Source organism: Streptomyces sp. NRRL S-87 (assembly GCF_000719335.1).
Classification (GTDB): domain Bacteria; phylum Actinomycetota; class Actinomycetes; order Streptomycetales; family Streptomycetaceae; genus Streptomyces.
In genome coordinates, this window is record NZ_JOGB01000087.1 from 1 (window position 1) to 25,430 (window position 25,430).

The window sequence follows — 25,430 nt, forward strand, 5'->3', positions numbered from 1 at the left end:
GAGGCGGCCGTCCTCGGGTCGCTGCGGCGTGGTGAGGGTGGCCTGGAGCGGTTGCGGTTGTCGTTGGCCGAGGCGTGGGTGCGGGGTGTGGAGGTGGACTGGGGATCGGTGTTCGAGGGCACCGGGGCCCGTCGGGTCGAGCTGCCCACGTACGCCTTCCAGTCGCAGCGGTACTGGCCGGAGGCGGCTCCCGTGGCGGTGGCGGCCGCTCGGCGAGGTCCTTCCGGGGCTCTCCTCGTGGCGGCGCCGGAGCCGTGAGGAGTCCGCGGTCGACGGCTGGCGCTACCGCGTCACCTGGAAGCCGCTCGCGGACCCCACCGCCCCGCGCCTCTCCGGGACCTGGCTGGTCGTCGTGCCCGAGGCGCCGTCCGGTCCCGGCGCCGAGGCCGTCGACGCCGTGCTGCGGACGCTCGCCGAGCGCGGCGCCCAGGTGCGTACCGTGACCGTCGCGGCGGCCGCCGCCGACCGCGCGACGCTGACCGCCGCGCTCGAGGCGGCGGCCGGGGAACCCGCCGAATCCGGCGTCCTCTCCCTCCTCGCCCTCGGCGGCGGGGAGCACTTCGGCGCGGGCCTCGCGCTCTCCCAGGCGCTCGGCGACGCCGAGGTCGCCGCGCCCCTGTGGTGCGTGACGCGCGGCGCGGTCGCCTGCGGGCGCTCCGACCGGGTCGAGGACCCGGAGCAGGCCCTCCTGTGGGGTCTGGGCCGGGTCGCCTCCATGGAGCAGGGCGGCCGCTGGGGCGGTCTGGTCGACCTGCCCCCGCAGACCGACGCCCGGACCCTCGACCGGCTCGTGGCGGTGCTGGCCGGTGACGGCTCCGAGGACCAGGTTCACGGGCGGTACGGGCGCGCTCGGCGGGCACGTCGCCCGCTGGCTCGCGGCGAACGGCGCCGAGCACCTGCTGCTCGCCGGCCGCCGCGGCCCCGACGCCCCCGGGTGTCCGCCGTCCTGCGGGTCAAGGTCGACGCGACCCGGCACCTGCACGAGCTGACCCGGGACCTGGACCTGTCGGCCTTCGTGCTCTTCTCCTCCTTCGCCGCCACCGCCCCGACCGGACCCTGACCGCCCTCCGGCACGCCCTCGACCGCGACGAGACCGCCCTCACCGTGGTCGACATGGACTGGAAGCGGTTCACGCTCGCCTTCACCGCCGACCGGCCCCGGCCGCTCCTGCTCGAACTCCCGGAGGCCCGGCAGACCGTCGAGAGCGTGGAACGGGACTCCGTCGAGGACCTGACCGGGGGAGTGCCGCTCGCCCGGCAGCTCGCCGGGCTGCCCGACGTCGAGCAGGAGCGGCTGCTGCTGGACCTGGTGCGCACGGCCGTCGCGGCCGTCCTCGGCCACCCCGACCTGACCTCCGTCGAGGCCGCGCGCGCGTTCAAGGACCTCGGCTTCGACTCCCTCACCTCCGTCGAGCTGCGCAACCGGCTCGGGGCGGTCAGCGGCCTGAAGCTGCCGGCCAGCCTCGTGTTCGACCACCCCACCCCGGCCGCCGTCGCCGCGTACCTGCGGGCCGGGATCGTGCCCGACGCGGCCGCGGGCGGCGCGCCGCTGCTGGAGGAGCTCGACCGGCTGGAGACCGTCCTGGAGCGCGGGACCTCCGACGGCGTCGTCCGGGCACGGGTGACGATGCGTCTCCAGGCGCTGCTGGCGAAGTGGAACGACGGCGGGGGGCCGGGCGCGGGCCCGGCCGGCGGTACGGCCGCCGGCGACGGCGCGGGGACCGGCCACGGCGGCGCGGAGGGTGCCGCCGGCGACGGGGTGGCGGACGGGGCCGACCTCCTCCGGGACGCCAGCGACGAGGAACTGTTCGCCTTTATCAACGAGGACCTCGGACGTTATTGACGATTCCTCGTCCCACCGGTGAAGATGGCCAGCCCCCTGCTGAATTCGAGCAGGGGGCTGGCCCCATTTCGCAGCTCAATGCAGGGGTGCCTAGGGGGCGGCTAGGGGTTGTAGCCGGGATTGCGCCGTCAATAGCCTGCCAATCGAGCGGTCATTCCGATATCCACGCTCCGGCACGTCGTTCCGATCGGCCGGACCGGACGGCGGAGCGACCTCATCTTCCAATTCGTTCTCGGCTCAGCACAGTATTCCGATGCCGTCGGCTGCAAATGGGTGGTTGCGTTACATGGCGAATGAAGAGACGCTGCGGGACTACCTGAAGCTGGTCACGGCGAACCTGCGGGAGACGCGGCAGCGGCTCCGCGACGCCGAGGCGAAGAGCCAGGAGCCCGTCGCCATCGTCGGCATGGGCTGCCGCTACCCCGGCGGGGCCGCCTCGCCGGAGGAGCTGTGGCAGCTGGTCGTCGACGAGACCGACGCCATCAGCGGGTTCCCCGCCGAGCGCGGCTGGGACCTGGAGACCGTCTACCACCCCGACCCGGAGAACCCGGGCACGAGCTACGCCGACCAGGGCGGCTTCGTCAGGGACTTCGCCCGCTTCGACCCCTCGCTGTTCGGGATCTCGCCGCGCGAGGCGCTGGCGATGGACCCGCAGCAGCGGTTGCTGCTGGAGACGTCCTGGGAGGCGTTCGAGCGCGCGGGAGTCGACCCGACGTCGCTGCGCGGCAAGCAGGTCGGCGTGTTCGTCGGCACCAGCAGCCACGACTACCTGACGGCGCTCCTGAGCTCCTCCGAGAACGTGGAGGGCTACCTCGGCACCGGCAACGCGGCGAGCGTCGCCTCGGGCCGCCTGTCCTACACCTACGGCCTGGAGGGCCCGGCCGTCACCGTCGACACCGCCTGCTCCTCCTCGCTCGTCGCCCTGCACCTGGCGGTCCAGGCCCTGCGCAACGGCGAGTGCTCGCTCGCCCTCGCCGGCGGCGCCACCCTGATGGCCGCCCCCGGCACCTTCATCGACTACAGCAAGCAGCGCGGCCTCGCCGTCGACGGCCGCTGCAAGGCGTTCTCGCCCGACGCCGACGGCTTCAGCCTCGCCGAAGGCGTGGGCGTCCTCCTGGTCGAGCGGCTCTCCGACGCCCGCCGCCGGGGACACCACGTCCTCGCCGTCATCCGCGGTTCGGCCGTCAACCAGGACGGCGCCTCCAACGGGCTGACCGCCCCCAACGGGCCCGCCCAGCAGCGCGTCATCCTGCAGGCGCTCTCCAACGCCCGGCTCACCCCCGACCAGGTCGACGCCGTCGAGGCGCACGGCACCGGGACCGGCCTCGGCGACCCGATCGAAGCACAGGCGATCATCGCCACGTACGGCCAGGACCGTCCCGACGGCCGCCCGCTGTGGCTGGGCTCGCTCAAGACCAACATCGGCCACGCCCAGGCCGCCGCGGGAGTCGCAGGCGTCATCAAGAGCGTGATGGCCATGCGGCACGGGCTGCTGCCGCGGACCCTGCACGTGTCCGAGCCCACCCCGCACGTCGACTGGTCGGCGGGGGAGGTGTCCCTGCTCACCGAGGCCCGGCCGTGGCCGCGCACCGAGGGCCCCCGCCGGATCGGCGTCTCGTCCTTCGGCATGAGCGGCACCAACGCCCACCTCATCCTGGAGAGCGGCGACGAGCCCGCCCCCGACGCCAGCGCCCCCGACGGCAGCGCCCCGGACCAGTCCGCCCCCGACGCCACCGCGGCCGCGACCGTCCTGCCGGTCGTCCTGTCCGGCAAGACCGAGGCCGCCCTGCGCGCCCAGGCCGCCGCCCTGCACACCCACCTCACCGACCGGCCGGGCCTCCGCGTCGAGGACGTCGCCCCCGCCCAGGCCCTCACCCGCGCCGCCCTCGACCGCCGCGCCGCGGTCGTCGCGCAGGACCGCGACGGGCTGCTCGCCGGACTGGCCGCGCTCGCCGAGGGCCGCCCCTCGGCCGACGTGGTCGAAGGCACCGCCACCGAGGGCAAGCTGGCGTTCCTGTTCACCGGGCAGGGCAGCCAGCGGCTCGGCACGGGCCGTGAACTGTACGCCGTGGAGCCGGTGTTCGCCGGAGCCCTGGACGCGGTGTGCGAGCGGATCGACCCCCTGCTCGGGCGCCCCCTGAAGGACGTGCTGTTCGGGACCGACGCGGCCCTCCTGGACCGGACGGAGTACGCCCAGCCGGCCCTGTTCGCCGTCGAGGTCGCCCTGTTCCGGCTGGTGGAGTCCTGGGGGCTGAAGCCGGACTTCCTGGCCGGCCACTCCGTCGGCGAGATCGCCGCCGCGCACGTGGCGGGCGTGTTCTCGCTGGACGACGCGTGCACGCTGGTGGCCGCCCGCGGCCGGCTGATGCAGGCACTGCCCTCCGGTGGCGCGATGATCGCCGTCCAGGCGTCGGAGGACGAGGTCCGCCCGCTGCTGGCCGGCGCCGAGGGCGTCGCCGTCGCCGCGGTCAACGGCCCGCAGGCCGTCGTGGTCTCCGGCGACGAGGCCGCGGCGGTGGCGGTCGCCGAGGCCTTCGAGGCCCGGGGCCGCAAGACCAGGCGGCTCACGGTCAGCCACGCCTTCCACTCGCCGCACATGGACGGCATGCTCGACGCCTTCCGCGAGGTGGCCGACGGACTCACCTACCGGACCCCGCAGATCCCGGTCGTCTCCTGCCTGACCGGCGACCTCACGGCGGACCTGGCCTCCGCCGAGTTCTGGGTCCGGCACGTCCGCGAAGCGGTCCGCTTCCTCGACACCGTCCGCTGGCTGGAGAGCCGCGGCGTCACCGCCCACGTCGAACTCGGCCCCGGCGGCGTCCTCTCCGCCCTCGGCCAGGACTGCCTGACCGCCACCGGCCCCCGGGCCGCCGCGTTCCTGCCCGCCCTGCGCCCCGACCGCCCCGAGGCCCGCACCCTCGCGGCCGCCGTGGCCGGCGCCCACGTCCGCGGGCTCTCCCCGGACTGGACCGCCCGCTTCGCCGGTACCGGCAGCCGCCGCGTCGAGCTGCCGACGTACGCCTTCCAGCGCGAGCTGTACTGGCCCCGCGACCCGTTCACCGACGCCGCCGAGCCCGCGGACGGCCGGGCGACGGGCGCCCTCGACGCCCGGTTCTGGGCCGCCGTCGACAGCGAGGACCCGGGCGCGCTGGCCGGCATCCTCGGCGTCGCCGGCGACGAGCCGCTCAGCAGCGTGCTGCCCGCCCTGTCGGCCTGGCACCGCCGCCACCGCGACCACGACACCGTCGCCGGCTGGCGCTACCGGACGACCTGGAAGCCGCTCGCCGACCCCGCCCCCGCGGCTCCGGCCGGCGGCCACTGGCTCCTCGCCGTGCCCGCCTCCCACGCCGCCGACCCCTGGGCCGTCGCCGCCGCCGAGGCCCTGGCCGCCCGCGGCGCCACCCTGGCCACCCTGGCCGTCGACACCGCGTCGGACGACCGGGCCGCCCTCGCCCACCGGATCGGGGCGCTCGCGGCGGACACCGGCGCGCCGGCACCCGCCGGAGTGCTCTCGCTGCTCGCCCTCGACGAGCAGCCGCACCCGGAGGACCCGGCGCTCACCGCCGGCCTCGCCGCCACCCTCGCCCTCGTCCAGGCCCTCGGCGACGCCGACGTCCACGCACCCCTGTGGGCCGCCACCCGCGGCGCGGTGTCCACCGGCCGCTCCGACCGGCTCACCGCACCCGCCCAGGCCGCCGTCTGGGGCTTCGGCCGCACCGCCGCCCTCGAACTCCCGACGCGCTGGGGCGGCCTCGTCGACCTGCCGCCGACCCCCGACGAGCGGTCCGCCGCCCGCCTCGCCGACCTCCTCGCCGCCGCCGGCGCCGAGGACCACCTCGCCGTCCGGTCCACCGGCGTCTTCGTCCGCCGACTGGTCCGCGCCCACCGGGACGAGGCCCCCGCCGCCGACTGGACCGCCTCCGGCACCGCCCTGGTCACCGGCGGCACCGGCGCCCTCGGCGGCCACGTGGCCCGCTGGCTCGCCCGCAACGGCGCCGCCCACCTGCTGCTCGTCAGCCGCCGCGGCCCCGAGGCCGACGGCGCCGCCGACCTCGCCGCCGAACTCCGCGACCTGGGCGCCCGTGTCACCCTCGCCGCCTGCGACGTCACCGACCGCGACGCCGTCGCCGAGCTGCTCGCCGGCATCCCGGCCGAACTCCCGCTGACGGCGGTCGTCCACGCCGCCGGAGTGCTCGACGACGGTGTCCTCGACGCCCAGACCCCGGCCCGGCTGGCCGGCGTCCTGCGCCCCAAGGCGTACGCGGCCGGGATCCTGCACGAGCTGACGCGCGGGCTGGACCTCTCCGCGTTCGTGCTCTTCTCCTCCGTCGCCGCCGCCTTCGGTGCCGCCGGCCAGGCCAACTACGCCGCCGCCAACGCCTCCCTGGAGGCCCTCGCCGAGGTGCGCCGCGCCGAGGGACTGGCCGCCACCGTCGTCTCCTGGGGAGCCTGGGCCGACGGGGGCATGGCCGCCGACCGGCAGGTCGCCGAGCGGCTGCGGGCCGCCGGCCTCCCGGCGCTCGCCCCCGGACCCGCCCTGTCGGCCCTGCACACCGCCCTCACCCTCGACGAGACCTCGTCCGTCGTCGCCGACATCGACTGGGAGCGGCTGGCGCCCGGCCTGACCGCCGTACGCCCCTGCCCGCTGATCGCCGACCTGCCCGAGGCGGTACGCGCCCTCTCCGCGACCGGTACCCCCGACACCGCGGCGGCCGACCCGGCCGCCGACTCCCTCGCCCTCCGGCTCGCCCACGCGCCGGCCGGTGAACGTGACGCGCTCGCACTGGAGTTCGTCCGCACCCAGATCGCGGCCGTCCTCGGCCACCCCGGCCCGGCCTCCGTCGATCCGGCCCTCGCCTTCCGCGACCTCGGCTTCGACTCCCTCACCGCGGTCGAGATCCGCAACCTCCTCACCGCCCGGACCGGCCTGCGCCTGCCCGCCACCCTGATCTTCGACTACCCCAACTCCCTGGCCCTGGCCGCCTTCCTCCAGGACGAGCTGCTCGGCGCCGCGGGCCCCGCCGCCCAGGGCACCGCGGCGCACCGGCAGGGCCCCGGGGACGCCCGGGACGCCGAGGACGACCCCATCGCGATCATCGGCATGAGCTGCCGCTTCCCCGGCGGCGTGGACACCCCCGAGCAGTTGTGGGAGCTCCTCCTCGACGGGCGCGACGCCGTCGCCGGATTCCCCACCGACCGCGGCTGGGACCTGGAGGGCCTCTACGACCCGGAGTCCCTCACGGAGAACACGACGTACGTCCGCGAGGGCGGGTTCCTCGCCGACGCCACCGGGTTCGACCCGGCCTTCTTCGGGATCTCCCCGCGCGAGGCCCTGGCCATGGACCCCCAGCAGCGGCTGCTGCTGGAGACCTCGTGGGAGGCCTTCGAGCGGGCGGGCATCGCCCCCGCGACCGTGCGCGGCGAGCGGATCGGCGTCTTCACCGGAACCAACGGGCAGGACTACCTCGACGTCATCCTCGCCGCCCCCGACGGCACCGAGGGCTTCCTCGGCACCGGCAACGCGGCGAGCGTCGTCTCCGGACGCGTCAGCTACGTCCTGGGCCTCGAAGGCCCGGCCGTCACCGTGGACACCGCCTGCTCGTCCTCGCTGGTCGCCCTGCACTGGGCCATCCAGGCCCTGCGGGCCGGCGAATGCACCATGGCCCTGGCCGGCGGCGTGACCGTGATGTCCACGCCCGCCTCGTTCATCGACTTCAGCCGCCAGCGCGGCCTGGCCGCCGACGGGCGCATCAAGGCCTTCGCGGCCGCCGCCGACGGCACTGGCTGGGGCGAGGGCCTCGGCATGCTGCTCGTCGAGCGGCTCTCCGACGCCCGCCGCAACGGCCACCCGGTGCTGGCCCTGGTCCGCGGCTCGGCCGTCAACCAGGACGGTGCCAGCAACGGGCTGACCGCCCCCAACGGGCCCTCCCAGCAGCGCGTCATCCGCCAGGCGCTGGCCGCAGCCGGACTGTCGGCCGCCGACGTGGACGCCGTCGAGGCCCACGGCACCGGCACCCGGCTCGGCGACCCGATCGAGGCCCAGGCCCTCCTGGCCACCTACGGCCAGGACCGGCCGGCCGGCCGACCGCTGCTGCTCGGCTCGATCAAGTCGAACCTCGGCCACACGCAGGCGGCCGCCGGCGTCGCCGGAGTGATCAAGATGGTGCTCGCGATGCAGCACGGGGTGCTGCCGCAGACCCTGCACGTCGACGAGCCCACCCCGCACGTCGACTGGACCGCCGGCGACGTCGCCCTGCTGACCGGGGCCACGGCCTGGCCGGAGACCGGACGCCCGCGCCGCGCCGGCATCTCCTCCTTCGGCATCAGCGGCACCAACGCCCACACCATCGTCGAACAGGCCCCGGCGACGGAGCCCGCCCCCGCGACGGAGCCCGCGACCGCGACGGAGCCCGCGACCGCGACGGAGCCCGCCCCCGCGACCGAACCGGCGACCACGCCGGAACCCGCGACCACGCCGGAACCCGCCACCGTGGCGGGACCCGGGACCCGGACGGGGTCCGAGGCGGAGCCCGCCGACACCCGCCCGGCCGCCCCCCTCCCCTGGATCCTGTCCGCCCGTACCCGGGACGCCCTGCGCGACCAGGCCCGCGCCCTGCACGCCCACGCCCTCCGCCACCCCGAACTGCGCCCGGCCGACCTCGGCTTCTCCCTGGCCGTCGGCCGCTCCGCGTTCGAGCACCGCGCCGCCGTGGTCGCCGCCGACCGCGCCTCGCTGCTCTCCGCCCTGGAGACCCTGGCCGACGGCGGACCGTCCGCCGCCCTCGTCGAGGGCACCCCGCTCGCGGGCCGGACTGCGTTCCTGTTCACCGGGCAGGGCAGCCAGCGCCCCGGCACGGGCCGCGAACTGTACGCCGCCCACCCGGTGTTCGCGGACGCGCTCGACGCCGTCTGCGCCCGCCTGGACGCCCACCGCGAAATCCCCCTGAAGGACGTACTGTTCGGGGCGGACGCGGAACTCCTCGACCGGACGGAGCACACCCAGGCCGCCCTGTTCGCCCTCGAGGTCGCCCTGTTCCGGCTCGTGGAGTCGTGGGGCCTGAGGCCCGACGTCGTGGCCGGCCACTCCGTCGGCGAGATCGCCGCCGCCCACGTGGCCGGAGTGCTCACGCTCGACGACGCGTGCGCGCTGGTCGCGGCCCGCGGCCGCCTCATGCAGGCGCTGCCCGCAGGTGGCGTGATGATCGCCGTGGAGGCCGCCGAGGAGGAGGTGCTGCCGCTGCTCGCGGGGCGGGCGTCCGTCGCCGCGGTCAACGGCCCCCGGTCCGTGGTCGTCTCCGGCGACGAGGCCGCCGTCGCCGCGGTCGCCGGGGCCTTCGCGGCGCGGGGCCGCAGGACCAGGCGGCTCACCGTCAGCCACGCCTTCCACTCGCCGCACATGGACGGCATGCTGGACGACTTCCGCCGGGTGGTGGAGGAGCTGTCCTTCGAGGCCCCGCGCATCCCGCTCGTGTCCGCCCTGACCGGCGCCCCCGTCACCGACGAGACGGGCACGGCCGACTACTGGGTGCGGCACGTCCGCGAGACCGTCCGCTTCCTCGACGCCGTCCGCGCCCTCGAAGCCGGCGGCGCCACCTCGTACGTCGAACTCGGCCCGGACGGCGTCCTCTCCGCCCTCGCCCAGGAGTGCGTCACCGAGGACGCGGTCTTCGTGCCGCTCCTGCGCAACGGCCGCGACGAGGCCGCCACCCTGACCACCGCCCTCGCCCGCGCCCACGCCCACGGCCTGCGCGTCGACTGGCGGGCGTACTTCGAGGCCACCGGCACCGCCCCCCGGCGCGTGGACCTGCCCACCTACCCCTTCCAGCGGCAGCGGTACTGGCCCGCGGTCCCCGCCGGCGCCTTCCTCGGCGACGTGGCCGCCATCGGCCTCGACGACGCCGCCCACCCGCTGCTCACCGCCGGCGTCGCCCTGCCGGACTCCGACGGCATGGTGTTCGCCGGACGCCTCTCCCTCACCACGCACCCCTGGCTCGCCGACCACTCCGTCCTCGGCAGCGTCCTGCTGCCCGGCACCGCCTTCGTCGAACTCGCCACCCGGGCCGGCGACCAGCTCGGCTGCGACCACCTCGAGGAGCTCACCCTCGAAGCACCGCTGGTGCTGCCCGAGCACGGCGGCGTCCAACTGCGCCTCGGGGTCGGCGCCGCCGACGCGGCCGGCCGCCGCCCGTTCGCCCTGCACTCCCGCGCCGAGGGCCTGGCCGCCGAGGAGCCCTGGACCCGGCACGCCGTCGGCGTCCTCGCCGAGGGCGCCCGCCCGGCCGCCGGCTTCGAGCTGACCGCGTGGCCCCCGCCCGGCGCCACCCAGCTGCCGCTCGAGGGCCGGTACGACGCCCTCGACGCCATCGGCTTCGCCTACGGCCCCGTCTTCCGCGGCCTGACCACGGCCTGGCAGCTCGACGGCGCCGTGTACGCCGAGGTCCGGCTGCCCGAGGGCTCCGAGGACCAGGCGGGCCGGTTCGGCCTGCACCCCGCGCTGCTCGACGCCGCCCTGCACGCGATCGGCCTCGCGGGCATCGGCGCCGACGACGGCCGGGGCCGGCTGCCCTTCGCCTGGAGCGGGGTCTCGCTGTACGCGGGCGGGGCCGCGGCGCTGCGCGTCCGCCTCACCCCCGCCGGAGCCGAAGGCGTCCGGCTGGAGATCGCCGACACCGCCGGCGCGCCGGTCGCGCTCGTCGAGTCGCTGGGCCTGCGCCCGGTCAGCGCCGACCAGCTGCACCCCGCCCGCACCCACCACGCGTCCGTGTTCCGCCAGGAGTGGAGCCGGCCCGCCGGCCCCGCCGCCCAGGAGCCGGCCGCCACGGCCCGGTACGCCGTCCTCGGCGACGCGGACCCGGTGTGCCCCGCGGACGCCGAGCGGTACCCCGACCTGGCCGCGCTGGCCGCCGCGGTGGACGCGGGCGCACCCGTACCGGACGAGGTCCTCCACGCCCTCGCCCCGGCGCCCGGACCCCTGACCGCGCAGGCCGTGCACGCCGCGGCCCACGACGCCCTGGCCCTCGCCCAGGCATGGCTCGCCGACGAGCGGTTCGCGACCGCCCGGCTGGTCTGCGTCACCCGCGGCGCCGTCGCCGCGGCACCCGGTGAGGACGTGACCGACCTCGCCGCCGCCACCGTCTGGGGCCTGCTGCGCTCGGCGCAGACCGAGAACCCGGGCCGGATCGCCCTGGTCGACGCCGGGACCGGCTCCGACACCGGCGCGGGAGCGGGGACCGGGGACCAGGCCGCCCTGCGGGCCGCGCTCGGCACGGACGAGGAGCGGTTCGCCCTGCGCTCCGGCACCGTGCTCGTCCCCCGCCTGGCCCGCGTCGAAGCGGCGGAAGCGGACGCACCCGGCGCCGGCGCCCGGACCGCAGGTCCCGACGCCCCCGCCCGGACCGCCGCCCCCGACCGCACCCCGGCCTTCGGCCCGGACGGCACGGTCCTGGTCACCGGCGCCACCGGCGCCCTCGGCGGGCTGGTCGCCCGCCACCTGGCCGCCGTCCACGGCGTACGCCACCTGCTGCTCGTCGGCCGCCGCGGCGCCGCCGCCCCCGGCGCCGCCGAACTGGCCGCCGACCTGGCCGGATCGGGCGCCACCGCCACCTGGGCCGCCTGCGACGCGGCCGACCGGGACGCCCTCGCCGCCCTGCTCGCCGGCATCCCGGCCGAGCACCCGCTGACCGGGGTCGTCCACACCGCCGGCGTCCTCGACGACGGCGTCCTCTCCTCGCTGACCCCCGACCGGGTCTCCGCCGTGTTGCGCCCCAAGGTGGACGCCGCCTGGAACCTGCACGAGCTGACCCGGGACCTGGACCTCACCGCCTTCGTCCTGTTCTCCTCCACCTCCGGCCTGTTCGGCGGTCCCGGCCAGGCCAACTACGCGGCCGCCAACTCCTTCCTCGACTCCCTCGCCCACCACCGCCGGGCCGGCGGCCTGCCGGCCACCGCGCTCGCCTGGGGCCTGTGGGCCGTCGCCGACGGCATGGCCGGCGCCCTGGACGCCGCCGACGTCAACCGGATGCGCCGGGCCGGACTGCCCCCGCTCACGGCCGCCGACGGCCTGGAGCTCTTCGACACCGCCGTCCCGCTCGACGAGCCCGCCGTGGCCCTGATGCGCCTCGACACCGACGCCCTGCGCCCGCTGGCCGCCGCGGGCGCCGTCGCCCCGCTGCTGCGCGGCCTCGTCCGGGGGGTGGCGCGCCGGTCCGCGGCCGCCGCGACCGCCGCCGGCGGAGAGTCCGGGCTGCCGGCCCGGCTGGCCGGGATGACCGCCCCCGAACAGGACCGGGCCCTGCTCGACCTGGTGCGCACGCAGGTCGCGGCGGTGCTCGGGCACGCCGGGCCGGCCGAGGTCGACTCCGGCCGGGCGTTCAAGGAGCTGGGCTTCGACTCCCTCACCGCCGTGGAGCTGCGCAACCGGCTGGGCGCCGCCACCGCCCTGCGGCTGCCCGCCACCCTGATCTTCGACTACCCGGACCCCACATCCCTGGCCCGCCACCTGCGGACCGAGCTCGTCGGCGACCCTCAGCCGGACACCGCGGCCGGCCCCGGGGCCCCCTCGGTCCCGGCGGCCGCGGCCGACGACGAGCCCGTCGCCATCATCGCGATGAGCTGCCGCTACCCCGGTGACGTCCGCACCCCCGAGGACCTGTGGGAGCTGCTGGCCGCCGGCCAGGACGGCATCACCCGCCTCCCCGAGAACCGCGGCTGGGACACCGAGGCCCTCTACCACCCCGACCCCGAGCACCCGGGGACCTCGTACGCCCGCGAGGGCGGCTTCCTGCACGACGCCGCCGAGTTCGACGCCTCCTTCTTCGGGATCTCCCCGCGCGAGGCCCTCGCCATGGACCCCCAGCAGCGCCTGCTGCTGGAGACCACCTGGGAGGTCTTCGAACGGGCCGGCATCGCCCCGTCCGCCGTCCGCGGCACCCGCACCGGCGTCTTCGCCGGCGTCATGTACCACGACTACGGCGCCCGGCTCCACGCCGTGCCCGACGGCGTCGAGGGCTACCTCGGCACCGGCAGCTCCAGCAGCGTCGTCTCGGGCCGCGTCGCCTACACCTTCGGCCTGGAGGGCCCGGCGGTCACCGTCGACACCGCCTGCTCGTCCTCGCTGGTCGCCCTGCACCTCGCGGCGCAGGCCCTGCGCAACGGGGAGTGCTCGCTGGCCCTGGCCGGCGGCGTGACCGTCATGTTCACGCCGGGCACGTTCATCGAGTTCAGCCGCCAGCGCGGCCTGGCCGCCGACGGCCGCTGCAAGTCCTTCGCGGCCGCCGCCGACGGCACCGGCTGGGGCGAGGGCGCGGGCGTGCTCCTGCTGGAGCGGCTCTCCGACGCCCGCCGCAACGGCCACCAGGTCCTGGCCGTGCTCCGCGGCTCCGCCGTCAACCAGGACGGCGCCTCCAACGGCCTGACCGCCCCCAACGGGCCCTCCCAGCAGCGCGTCATCCGCCAGGCCCTGGCCCACGCCGGCCTCACCGCCGCCGACGTCGACGTCGTCGAGGCGCACGGCACCGGCACCACCCTCGGCGACCCCATCGAGGCCCAGGCCCTGCTCGCCACCTACGGCCGGGAGCACACCGGGGACCGGCCGCTGCTGCTCGGCTCGGTCAAGTCCAACCTCGGGCACACGCAGGCCGCCGCCGGTGTCGCCGGCGTCATCAAGATGGTCATGGCGATGCGCCACGGCGTGGTCCCGAAGACCCTGCACGTGGACGAGCCGACCCCGCACGTCGACTGGTCCGCGGGGGCCGTGTCCCTGCTCACCGAGCAGGTGGCCTGGCCCGAGACGGGCCGCCCGCGCCGCGCCGGCGTCTCCTCCTTCGGCATCAGCGGCACCAACGCCCACGCCATCATCGAGGAGGCCCCCCGGCCCGCCCCCGCCCCCGCTCCCGCCCCCGCCCCGGAGGCCGGGCGGCTGCCGGTCGTGCCGGTGGTCCTGTCCGCCCGCGGCGAGGACGCCCTGCGCGCCCAGGCCCGCCGCCTGCACACCCGCGTCCTCACCGACACCGGCCTGGACACCGCCGACCTCGCCCTGACCCTGGCGGCCGGCCGCTCGGCCCTGGAGCAGCGCGCCGCCCTCCTCACCACGGACCGCGACGGACTGCTCCGCGGCCTGGACGCCCTGGCCCGCGGCGAGGACGCCCCCGCCCTCGTCCGCGGCACCGCCCGCGAGAACCGCACGGCGTTCCTCTTCACCGGGCAGGGCAGCCAGCGCCTGGGCACCGGCCGTGAGCTGTACGACGCCCACCCCGCCTTCGCGGCCGCCCTGGACGAGGTGTCCGCCGAACTCGACCGCCACCTCGAACACCCCCTGAAGCAGGTGCTGTTCGGCTCCGACCCCGCCCTGCTGGACCGGACGGAGTACGCCCAGCCCGCCCTGTTCGCCGTCGAGACCGCCCTGTTCCGACTGCTCGACGGCTGGGGCCTGCGCCCCGACCTGCTCGCCGGCCACTCCATCGGCGAGATCACCGCCGCCCACGTCGCAGGGGTCCTCTCCCTCCAGGACGCCGCCGAACTGGTCGCCGCCCGCGGCCGGCTGATGCAGGCCCTCCCGGCCGGCGGCGCCATGATCGCGCTCCAGGCGTCCGAGGACGAGGTCCGCCCGCTGCTGACCGACCCCGACCGCCTCGCCGTCGCCGCGGTCAACGGCCCGCGCTCGGTGGTCGTCTCCGGCGACGAGGACGCCGCCCTCGCCGTCGCGGCCGCGTTCGAGGCCCGCGGCCGCAGGACCAGGCGCCTGACCGTCAGCCACGCCTTCCACTCGCCGCACATGGACGGCATGCTCGCCGACTTCCGCAAGGTCGCCGAGGGACTGGTCTACGAGGCCCCGCGCCTGCCCGTCGTGTCCCTCCTCACCGGCGCGCTCGTCACCGACGAGATGGCCTCCGCCGACTTCTGGGTCCGGCACGTCCGCGAGGCCGTCCGCTTCCTCGACGGCATGCGCGCCCTGGACGCGGCCGGCGCGACGGCGTACCTGGAACTCGGCCCCGACGGCACCCTGTCCGCGCTCGCCCAGGACTGCCTGGCCGACACCGCGGAGCCCGCCCCCTGCGTCCCGCTGCTGCGCAAGGACCGCCCCGAGCCCGAGGCCCTCGCCGCCGCCCTGGCCCGGGTCCACGTCCACGGTGTCGCCGTCGACTGGACGGCGTTCCTCGCCGGCACCGGCGCCCGGCCCGTCGACCTGCCGACCTACCCCTTCCAGCGCCGGCGCTACTGGCTCGACGTGGGCGTCTCCGTCGAGGACGTGCTGGCCGCCGGCCTCGACACCCCCGACCACCCGCTGCTCGGCGCCGCCGTCCCGCTGCCCGCCTCCGACGGCCTGGTCCTCACCGGACGCCTGGCCGTGACCACCCACCCCTGGCTGGCCGACCACACGGTCATGGACACCGTCCTGCTGCCCGGCACCGCCTTCGTCGAACTCGCCCTGCGGGCCGGCGCGGACGTCGGCTGCGACACCCTCGAGGAACTGGCCATCGAGGCCCCGCTCACCCTCGCGGACCAGGGCGCCGTCCAGCTCCAGGTGGCCGTCGACGCCCCCGACGACGCGGGCCGCCGCGCCCTGACCCTGCACGCGCGGCCGGCCGACGCCCCCGCGCACGAGCCGTGGACCCGGCACGCCACCGGCGTCCTCGCCCCCGCCGCCCCGCACCGCCCCGCCGACCTGGCGACGTGGCCGCCGGCCGGCGCCGAACCGGTGCCCACCGAGGGCTTCTACCCGGCCGCGGCCGCGGCCGGCCTCGGCTACGGGCCGGTGTTCCAGGGGCTGCGCGCCGCCTGGCGCCGCGACGGCGAACTCTTCGCCGAGGTCGCGCTCGACGAGGCGTACGGGACCGACGCCGCCGCCTACGGCGTGCACCCGGCGCTCCTCGACGCCGCCCTCCACGCCATCGGCCTCGGCGCACCCGGTGCCGCCGGAGCCGAACCGGACGGCGCCCGGCTGCCGTTCGCCTGGACCGGCGTCCGGCTGCACGCGGCCGGCGCGACCGGACTGCGGGTCCGCATCACCGCCGGCGCCTCCGGCGGCCTCGCCCTGGACCTCGCCGACCCCGCCGGCGTCCCGGTGGCCTCGGTCGAGTCGCTGGTCCTGCGGCCCGTCGCCGCGGACGCGCTGGGCACCGATCGCACCGCCCACCACGAGTCCCTGTTCGGCGTGGAGTGGACCGGCCTGCCGCCGGCCGCCGGCGCGGTCCCGGCCGGCGAACGCTGGGCCGTGCTGGGACCGGACCGGGCGGAGTTCCGCATCGGCGGCGAGCCGCTCGACGCCCACCCGCACCTCGCCGCGCTGCGCGCACGGCTCGCCGCGGGCGCCCCCGCACCGGACGTCGTCATCGTCCCCCTGACCGGCACCGCCGCCGCCGACGGCCGGGGCACCGCCGCCCGCACCGCCGCGCACCACGCGCTCGCCCTGGTCCAGGAGTGGCTGGCCGAGGAGCGGCTCGACGGCTCCCGGCTGGTCCTGCTCACCCGGGGCTCCATGGCCGCCGTACCGGGGGACCACGTCACCGACCTGGCCCACGCCACGGTCTGGGGCCTGGTGCGGTCGGCCCAGTCGGAGAACCCCGGCCGGTTCGTCCTGGCCGACACCGACGGCTCGGACGCCTCCCTCGGCGCCCTGGCCGCCGCGCTCGCCGGCGACGAGCCGCAGTTCGCCCTGCGGGCGGGCCGGGCGTACGCCTTCCGGCTGCGCCGCACCGCCCGCACGGAGGCCGGCCGGCACCCGGTCGACCGGGCCCGCCCCGACCACGCCGCGTCCGACACCGGCGGCACCGTCCTGGTCACCGGCGCCACCGGCACCCTCGGCAGGCTCGTCGCCCGCCACCTCGCCGCGACCCACGGCGTACGGAACCTGCTGCTGCTCAGCCGCCGCGGTGACGCGGCGCCCGGCGCGGCGGACCTCGCCCGCGAACTGGCGGCCCTGGGCACCGAGGTGACCTGGGCGGCGTGCGACGCCGCCGACCGGGACGCGCTGGCGGCCGTCCTGGCCGGCGTACCCGCCGACCGGCCGCTGACCGCGGTCGTCCACGCGGCCGGCGTCCTGGACGACGGCATCATCGACTCCCTGACCCCCGAACGCCTCGACACGGTCCTGCGGCCGAAGGTCGACGCGGCCTGGAACCTGCACGAGCTCACCGAGGGCCACCCGCTCTCCGCCTTCGTGCTGTTCTCCTCGGTCGCCGGCTCCTTCGGAGCTCCGGGGCAGGGCAACTACGCCGCCGCCAACGCGTTCCTGGACGCCCTCGCCCAGCACCGGGCGGCCCGCGGCCTGACCGCGAGCTCCCTGGCCTGGGGCCTGTGGGCCACCGCCGACGGCATGGCCGGCGCCCTCGACGAGGCCGACCTCACGCGGATGGCCCGCGCCGGTGTCACCGGGCTCACCCCCGAAGAGGGCCTGGCCCTCTTCGACACCGCCCGGACCATGGACGAGGCCGTCCTCGTCCCGATGCGCGTCGAACCGGCCGTCCTGCGCGCCCAGGCCGCCGACGGCACCCTGCCGCCGCTGCTGCGCGGACTCGTCCGCACCCCGGCGCGTCGGGCCGCCGCCCCCGCGGCCCGGACCGCCTCCGCAACCGCCGCCGAACCGGTGGGCACCCTGGCGGACCGGCTCGCGGGCCTCTCGGCCGCGGAACGGGACCAGGCCCTGGACGAGCTGGTCCGCGGCCAGATCGCCGCGGTCCTCGGCCACGGCACGGCCGACGACGTCGACGCCGAACGGGGCTTCCTCGACCTGGGCTTCGACTCGCTGACCGCGGTCGACCTGCGCAACCGGCTCACCGCCGCCGCCGGGCTCCGGCTGCCCGTCACGCTGATCTTCGACTACCCGTCACCGGCGGCGCTCGCCGCGTACATCGGGGAGCGGATCGGCCGCGACGCCGCCGCCCGCCCCTCCGTCCACGCGGAACTCGACACGCTCGAATCCCTCCTCGCGGCCGTCGCGCCCGACGACGCCGACCGCGCGGGCATCACCGCCCGGCTGCGAGACCTCATGGCGAAGTGGAATGACACGCACAGTGCACCGGACAGCGCCGCCGAAGAGCGGGACATCCAGGCCGCCACGGCCGACGAGCTCTTCGACCTCCTCGACGACGAACTCGGCCTGTCCTGACCGGCGCCGGGACGACCGGCGCCGGGACGACCGGCACCGGGACGACCGGCACCGGGACGACCGCCACCGGGGCGACCGGCGCCAAGGCCTCCGGCACCGGGACCACCGGTCCCGGGACCGGCGGCACCAGGACGACGGGCACCGCGAACGGCGGAGCCCGGACCACCACCTGCGCGGAACGGCCGTGACCGCTCCGACGACCTTGACGAATCTGACCACTTCGAGCACGGGGATGGCGTAAGACATGGTGAACGAGGAGAAGTACCTCGATTACCTCAAGCGGGCGACGGCCGATCTCCGCGAGGCGCGCCGCAAGCTGCGCGAGGTCGAGGAGCGCGACCAGGAACCGATCGCGATCGTGGCGATGAGCTGCCGCTACCCCGGCGGCGTCGACACGCCCGAGGCGCTGTGGGAGCTCGTCGCCGGCGGCCGGGACGCCGCCACGCCGTACCCCGCCGACCGGGGCTGGCCGCAGGAGGTCCTCTTCGACCCCGACCCGGACAGCGGCATCGACGCGTACGAGCAGGTGGGCGGATTCCTGCACGACGCCCACCACTTCGACCCCGGCTTCTTCGGGATCTCCCCGCGCGAGGCCCTCGCCATGGACCCGCAGCAGCGGCTCCTGCTCGAGACCTCGTGGGAGGCCTTCGAACGGGCCGGCATCGACCCGACCTCGCTGCGCGGCAGCCGCACCGGCGTCTTCGCGGGCCTGATGTACCACGACTACGCCGCCCGGCTGTTCAGCGTCCCCGAGGAGATCGAGGGCTTCCTCGGCAACGGCAGCTCCGGCAGCATCGCCTCCGGCCGGATCGCCTACACGCTCGGGCTCGAGGGCCCGGCCGTCACCGTCGACACGGCCTGCTCCTCCTCCCTCGTCGCCGTCCACCTCGCCGCCCGGGCCCTGCGCAGCGGCGAGTGCACCCTCGCCCTGGCGGGCGGCGTCACCGTCATGTCGACACCCGGCACGTTCACCGAGTTCAGCCGCCACCGCGGCCTGGCCGGCGACGGCCGCTGCAAGTCCTTCGCGGCCGCCGCCGACGGCACCGGCTGGGGCGAGGGCGCGGGCATGCTCGTCCTGGAGCGGCTCTCCGCCGCCCGCGCCAACGGGCACCCGGTCCTCGCCGTCATCCGCGGCTCCGCCGTCAACCAGGACGGCGCGAGCAGCGGCCTCACCGCCCCCAACGGCCCCTCCCAGCAGCGCGTCATCCGCGACGCGCTGGCCGGCGCCGGCCTCTCGCCCGCCCAGATCGACGCCGTGGAGGCCCACGGCACCGGTACCACGCTCGGCGACCCGATCGAGGCGCAGGCGCTGCTGGCGACCTACGGGCAGGACCGCCCCGCCGACCGGCCGCTGCTGCTCGGCTCGATCAAGTCCAACATCGGGCACACCCAGGCCGCCGCCGGCGTCGCGGGCATCATCAAGATGGTCATGGCGATGCGCCACGGCACGCTGCCCAGGACCCTGCACGTCGACCGGCCCACGCCGAACGTCGACTGGACGGAGGGCGCCGTACGGCTGCTCACCGAACCGGTGCCGTGGCCCGAGACCGGGGCCCCGCGGCGGGCCGGCGTCTCCTCGTTCGGCATCAGCGGCACCAACGCCCACACCGTCATCGAGCAGGCGCCGGAAGACACGGGGACCCCCGACTCCGCAGCGGCCCCGGAGCTCCCCGGTGCGGAGCCGCCGGCCGGCCCGGCCGCCGCCCGGACGGACCGTGCCCCCGTGCCCCCGCTGTGGACCCTCTCGGCCAAGTCCCCGGCCGCCCTGCGCGCCCAGGCCCGGAAGCTGCACGCGCACCTGACGGCCCACCCCGGACTGCGCGCCGGGGACGTGGCCCACTCGCTCGCGAGCGGACGCACCGCCTTCGACCACCGGGCGGTCCTGACGGCCGCCGACGGGACCGCACTCCTGCGCGCCCTGGAGTCCCTCGCCGACCTCGGTCCGGAGGACTCCGCCCCCGGCGTCACCCGGGGCCGCCCGGTCGCCGGGAAGCTGGCCTTCCTGTTCACCGGCCAGGGCAGCCAGCGCCCGGGGGCGGGACATGACCTGTACGCGGCGCACCCGGTGTTCGCCGCCGCGCTGGACGGGATCTGCGAGCGGTTCGACGCACACCTGGAACTGCCCCTGCGCCAGGTCCTGTTCGGCACCGACGCCGACATGCTGGACCGGACGGAGTACGCCCAGCCGGCCCTGTTCGCGGTCGAGGTGGCGCTGTTCCGGCTGCTGGAGTCGTGGGGCGTGACACCGGACTTCGTGTCCGGCCACTCCATCGGCGAGATCGCCGCCGCCCACGTGGCCGGCGTGTTCTCCCTGGACGACGCCTGCACCCTGGTCGCGGCCCGCGGGCGGCTGATGCAGGCGCTCCCGGCGGGTGGTGTGATGATCGCGGTCCAGGCCTCCGAGGCGGAGGTCGCGCCGCTGCTCACCGAGGGCGTGGGCATCGCCGCGGTCAACGGTCCGCAGTCGGTGGTCGTCTCCGGCGACGAGGCCGCGGCGGTCGCGGTCGCCGATGCCTTCGAGGCGCAGGGTCGCAAGACCAGGCGTCTGGCGGTCAGCCACGCCTTCCACTCGCCGCACATGGACGGCATGCTCGACGCCTTCCGGGAGGTCGCGGAGGGCCTGGCGTACGCCGCCCCCCGGATCCCGGTCGTCTCGAACCTCACCGGCGCGGTGGTCACCGACGAGATGGGCTCCGCCGACTTCTGGGTCCGGCACGTCCGCGAGGCCGTCCGCTTCCTCCACCGCCGCCTTCGTACCCGTCCTGCGCACCGGCCGGCCCGAGGCCGAGACCCTGGCCGCCGCCCTCGCCCGGCTGCACGTCCGCGGCACCGCCGTCGACTGGGACGCCTACCACGCCGGCACCGGCGCCCGCCGCGTCGACCTGCCCACGTACGCCTTCCAGCGCGAGCCCTACTGGCTCGACGCCGGACGCCCCGCCACCGACCTCTCCGCCGCCGGCCTGGGCGCCGCCGGACACCCCTTGCTCGGCGCCGCCGTCGCCCTCGCCGGCCTCGACGGCGTCCTGTGCACCGGCCGGCTCTCGCTCGACACCCACCCCTGGCTCGCCGAACACGTCGTCCTGGGATCCGCCGTACTGCCCGGCAGCGCCTTCGTGGAGCTGGCCGTCCGGGCGGGCGACCAGGTGGGCTGCGACCTCCTGGAGGAACTCACCCTCCACGCGCCGCTCGTGCTCCCCGAGACCGGCGGCGTCCAGGTGCAGCTGTGGGTCGGGGCCCCCGACGCCACCGGCCGCCGCACCCTCGGCGTGCACTCCCGACCCGAGCCCGCCGACGGCGCCGCTGCCGGCGCCGACGCGGCCGACCCGGCGTGGACCCGGCACGCGGAGGGCGTCCTCGCGACGGGCGCCCCCCAACCGTCCTTCGCCCCCGGAGCCTGGCCGCCGGCCGACGCCGTCCCGCTGCCCGTCGACGGACTGTACGCCGGGCTCGCCGAGGCCGGGCTGGACTACGGCCCCGCCTTCCGGGGCGTCCGGGCTGCCTGGACCAGCGGTGACGCGACCTACGTCGAGATCGAGCCGGCCGTTGGACCCGAGCCCGGGACGGACCGGTTCGGCCTGCACCCCGCCCTGCTCGACGCCGCCCTGCACACCATCGGCCTCGCCGGACTCGTCGAGGACGCCGGCGGCGCCCGACTGCCGTTCTCCTGGTCCGGGGTGGCCCTGCACGCCGCGGGCGCCGCCACCCTGCGCGTACGGCTGTCCAAGGCCGGACCCGACACGGTGTCGCTGGCCCTGGCCGACGGCGCCGGGGCGCCCGTCGCCGACATCGCCGCACTGACGCTGCGCACCGTGTCGCCCGAGCACCTCGACGCGGGCCCGGGCGGGCCCCGCGACCACCTCTTCCACGTGGACTGGACGCCGTTCACCCTCCCCGCCCCCGGCACGCCGCAGGCGCCGGCGCTCGTCCTCGACGGGCCGGCCGCCGCCCAGGCGCTGGCCGCGGCCCTCGACTCCGGCACCCCCGCGCCGGGCACCGTCGCGGTCCACCTGCCGGCCGCGCCCGCACTCACCCCCGAAGCCGTGCACGGGGCCGCGCACGACGCGCTCCACCTGCTGCGGACCTGGCTCGCCGACGACCGCCTCGCCGACAGCCGGCTCGTGCTCCTCACCCGGGGCGCGGTGCCGGTCCGTACCGGCGACGGCGCGGCCGACCCGGTGGCCGCCGCCGTCCGGGGCCTGGTGCGCTCGGCGCAGTCCGAGCACCCGGGCCGCTTCGTCCTCCTCGACACCGACGTACCGCCCGGCGAACTCCCCGGATCCGTCCTCGACGCCGTCCTGGCGTCCCAGGAACCGGAGGTCGCCCTGCGCGCGGGCACGGCGCACGCCCCCCGCCTGGCCCGGACGCCCGCCGGCAGCGGCACCGGCACCCCGGTCGGGGCGCCCGCCCACGACGCCGACGGCACGGTCCTGGTCACCGGCGCGTCCGGCACCCTCGGCCGGCTCGTCGCCCGGCACCTCGTGGCCGAGCGCGGCGTGCGGCACCTGCTGCTCCTGAGCCGCCGCGGGGCCACGGCGCCCGGCGCCGGGGACCTGACGCGCGACCTGACCGACCTGGGCGCCGAGGTCACCTGGGCGGCCTGCGACGCCGCGGACCGCGAAGCGCTGGCCGCCGTCCTGGCCGGCATCCCGGCCGAGCACCCGCTGACGGGCGTGGTCCACACGGCCGGCGTCCTGGACGACGGCGTCGTCGACTCCCTCACCCCGCAACGCCTGGACTCCGTCCTGCGGCCCAAGGCCGACGCCGCCCTCCACCTGCACGAGCTGACCCGCGACGCCGACCTGTCGGCCTTCGTGCTGTTCTCCTCCGCCGCGGGCGTGTTCGGCGCGCCCGGCCAGGGCAACTACGCCGCCGCCAACTCCTTCCTGGACGCCCTCGCGCAGCACCGCCGCGCCCACGGGCTCCCGGCCCTCTCCCTGGCCTGGGGCCTGTGGGAGGACGCCGACGGCATGGCGGGCGCCCTCGACGGGACCGCCCTGGAACGCATGCGGCGCGGCGGGGTCCAGGGACTCACGGCCGCCGACGGCCTCGCCCTCCTCGACCTCGCCGACACCCTCGCCGCGGCCGGGACCACGGCGGCCGCGGCCGCGGCGGGCGGTGCCGCGGCCGGGCACGGCGACGACGGCGCCGCCGGCCGGGCCCACCTCGTGCCGATGCGGCTGGCCCTGCCCGCCACCGGCCCGGGCGTGCACCCGCTGCTGCGCGGCCTGGTCCGTACGCCCGTACGGCGCACCGCCGCCGGCCCCGCGACCGACAGCCGGATCCGGACGGAGCCGTCCGGCCTGGAACAGAGCCTGCGCGGCCTCGACGCCGCGGGGCGGGAGAAGCTGCTCCTCGACCTCGTCCGGGGCCACGTGGCCGGTGTCCTCGGCCACGGCACGCCCGACGCCGTCGAGCCCGAACAGGCCTTCAGCGAGCTGGGCTTCGACTCCCTCACCGCCGTCGAGCTCCGCAACCGCGTCGGCGCGGCCGCCGGCCGCCGCCTCCCCGCCACGCTGATCTTCGACTACCCGACGTCGCTGGCCCTCGCCCGCCACCTGGCCGTCGCACTCGGCGGGGACGACGACCGCCCGCCCCGCACGGCGGCCGTCACGGCGCACGCCGCGCCGGCCGGTGCCGACGACCCGATCGCCATCGTCGCGATGAGCTGCCGCTACCCCGGCGGCGTCACCACCCCCGAGGAGCTGTGGCGGTTGCTGGAGGGCGGCGGCGACGCCATCACCGGCTTCCCTGCCGACCGCGGCTGGGACGTCGAGACCCTGTACCACCCCGACCCCGACCACCCCGGCACCTCCTACACCCGCCACGGCGGCTTCCTGCACGACGTCGCCGGGTTCGATCCGGCGTTCTTCGGGATCAGCCCGCGCGACGCCGTCGGCACCGACCCCCAGCAGCGGCTGCTGCTGGAGACCACCTGGGAGGCCTTCGAGCGGGCCGGTATCGACCCCGCCGACGTGCGCGGCAGCCGCACCGGTGTCTTCGCCGGCGTGATGTACCACGACTACGCCGCGCTGCTGGAGCGGTCCACCGACGGCGCGGACGGCTCGCTGGGGTCCGGCAGCACCGGCAGCATCGCCTCCGGCCGCATCTCGTACACCTTCGGCCTCGAAGGCCCCGCCGTCACCATCGACACCGCGTGCTCGTCCTCACTGGTCGCCCTCCACATGGCCGCCCAGGCCCTGCGCAGCGGCGAATGCGACCTGGCCCTCGCGGGCGGCGTCACCGTCATGGCCACCCCCGGCACCTTCGTCGGCTTCAGCCGCCAGCGCGGCCTCTCCGCGGACGGCCGCTGCCGCGCCTTCTCCGCCGACGCCGACGGCACCGGCTGGGGCGAGGGCGTGGGCATGCTGCTCGTCGAGCGCCTGTCGGACGCCCGCCGCAACGGCCATCCGGTCCTGGCGGTGGTGCGCGGCTCGGCGATCAACCAGGACGGTGCGAGCAACGGCCTCACCGCCCCCAACGGTCCGTCCCAGCAGCGCGTCATCCGCGCCGCGCTCGCGAGCGCCGGCCTGGCGGCCGCCGACGTCGACGCCGTCGAGGGCCACGGCACCGGCACGACCCTCGGCGACCCGATCGAGGCGCAGGCCCTCCTCGCCACCTACGGACAGGACCGCCCCGCCGACCGACCGCTCCACCTCGGCTCCATCAAGTCGAACCTCGGCCACACCCAGGCCGCCGCCGGCGTCGCCGGCGTCATCAAGATGGTGCTGGCCATGCAGCACGGCGTCCTGCCCCGCACCCTGCACGCCGACCGGTCCTCGCCGCACGTCGACTGGTCGCAGGGCGCCGTCAGCCTGCTCACCGAGCCCGTGCCGTGGCCCCGGACGGGCCGCCCGCGCCGGGCCGGGGTCTCCTCGTTCGGCATCAGCGGCACCAACGCCCACACGATCATCGAGCAGGCGCCGACCGCCGAGGACCCCGCCCCGGACCAGGCCCCCGAACCCGCGCCGGCCGAGGCCGTGCTCCCACTGCCCCTGCCCCGGCCCTTGCCCCTGCGCCTCGCCGGGCGCACGGCGGAGGCGCTCGCCGACCAGGCCGGAGCCCTGCGCGCGCACCTGGACCGCCGCCCCGACCTGGCGCTCGCGGACCTCGCCCGCTCCCTGGCCACCACCCGCGCCGCCTTCGACCACCGCGCGGTGGTCGTGGCGACGGACCGCGCCTCGGCCGCCACCGCCCTCGACGCCCTCGCCGCCGGCCGCACGGCAGCGGGACTGCTCCGGGGCACGGTCGCCAGGAGCGCCGGGACGGCGTTCCTGTTCACCGGTCAGGGCAGTCAGCGGCTCGGTATGGGGCGTGAGTTGTACGCGGCCCAGCCGGTGTTCGCGGCGGCGTTGGACGCGGTGTGCGCGTCCTGTCGCTGGCCGATGCCTGCGAACTCGTTGCGGCGCGCGGCCGGTTGATGCAGGCGCTGCCGACCGGCGGCGTGATGATCGCGGTCCAGGCCTCCGAGGCGGAGGTCGTGCCA

The 25,430-nt window shown here is 77.1% G+C and carries 5 protein-coding genes and 1 pseudogene; all 6 read left to right on the forward strand.

Annotated elements, in window-relative coordinates; translation table 11 throughout:
- Positions 1-258 (forward strand): hypothetical protein (locus IF43_RS43265; protein ID WP_234332626.1); only part of this gene is annotated, 258 nt, incomplete at its 5' end.
- Between the two features lie 548 nt (positions 259-806).
- The gene (locus tag IF43_RS43270) at positions 807-989 is read left to right on the forward strand and encodes a KR domain-containing protein (RefSeq protein WP_234332627.1); all 183 of its coding nucleotides are present in this window, start codon (positions 807-809) and stop codon (positions 987-989) included.
- On the forward strand, positions 935-1,060 hold the full coding sequence (locus tag IF43_RS43275; protein WP_234332628.1) for a KR domain-containing protein: 126 nt from the start codon (positions 935-937) through the stop codon (positions 1,058-1,060). The genes IF43_RS43270 and IF43_RS43275 overlap by 55 nt, the downstream gene beginning before the upstream one ends.
- 53 nt (positions 1,061-1,113) lie before the next feature.
- A complete protein-coding gene (locus tag IF43_RS43280; RefSeq protein WP_234332629.1) occupies positions 1,114-1,842 on the forward strand; it encodes an acyl carrier protein in 729 nt (242 codons plus the stop codon).
- A 286-nt stretch (positions 1,843-2,128) separates the two neighbouring features.
- Positions 2,129-17,947 (forward strand): type I polyketide synthase, encoded by a 15,819-nt coding sequence (locus tag IF43_RS37235; RefSeq protein ID WP_063753444.1) that lies wholly within the window; start codon positions 2,129-2,131, stop codon positions 17,945-17,947.
- A 244-nt stretch (positions 17,948-18,191) separates the two neighbouring features.
- Positions 18,192-25,430 (forward strand): annotated as a pseudogene (locus IF43_RS40115) (type I polyketide synthase); the annotation flags it as partial.

Bases quoted from the DNA above. Each gene is read 5' to 3' on its own strand.
- IF43_RS43280 (WP_234332629.1), top strand. From the start codon at position 1,114: ATGGACTGGAAGCGGTTCACGCTCGCCTTCACCGCCGACCGGCCCCGG.
- IF43_RS37235 (WP_063753444.1), top strand. From the start codon at position 2,129: ATGGCGAATGAAGAGACGCTGCGGGACTACCTGAAGCTGGTCACGGCG.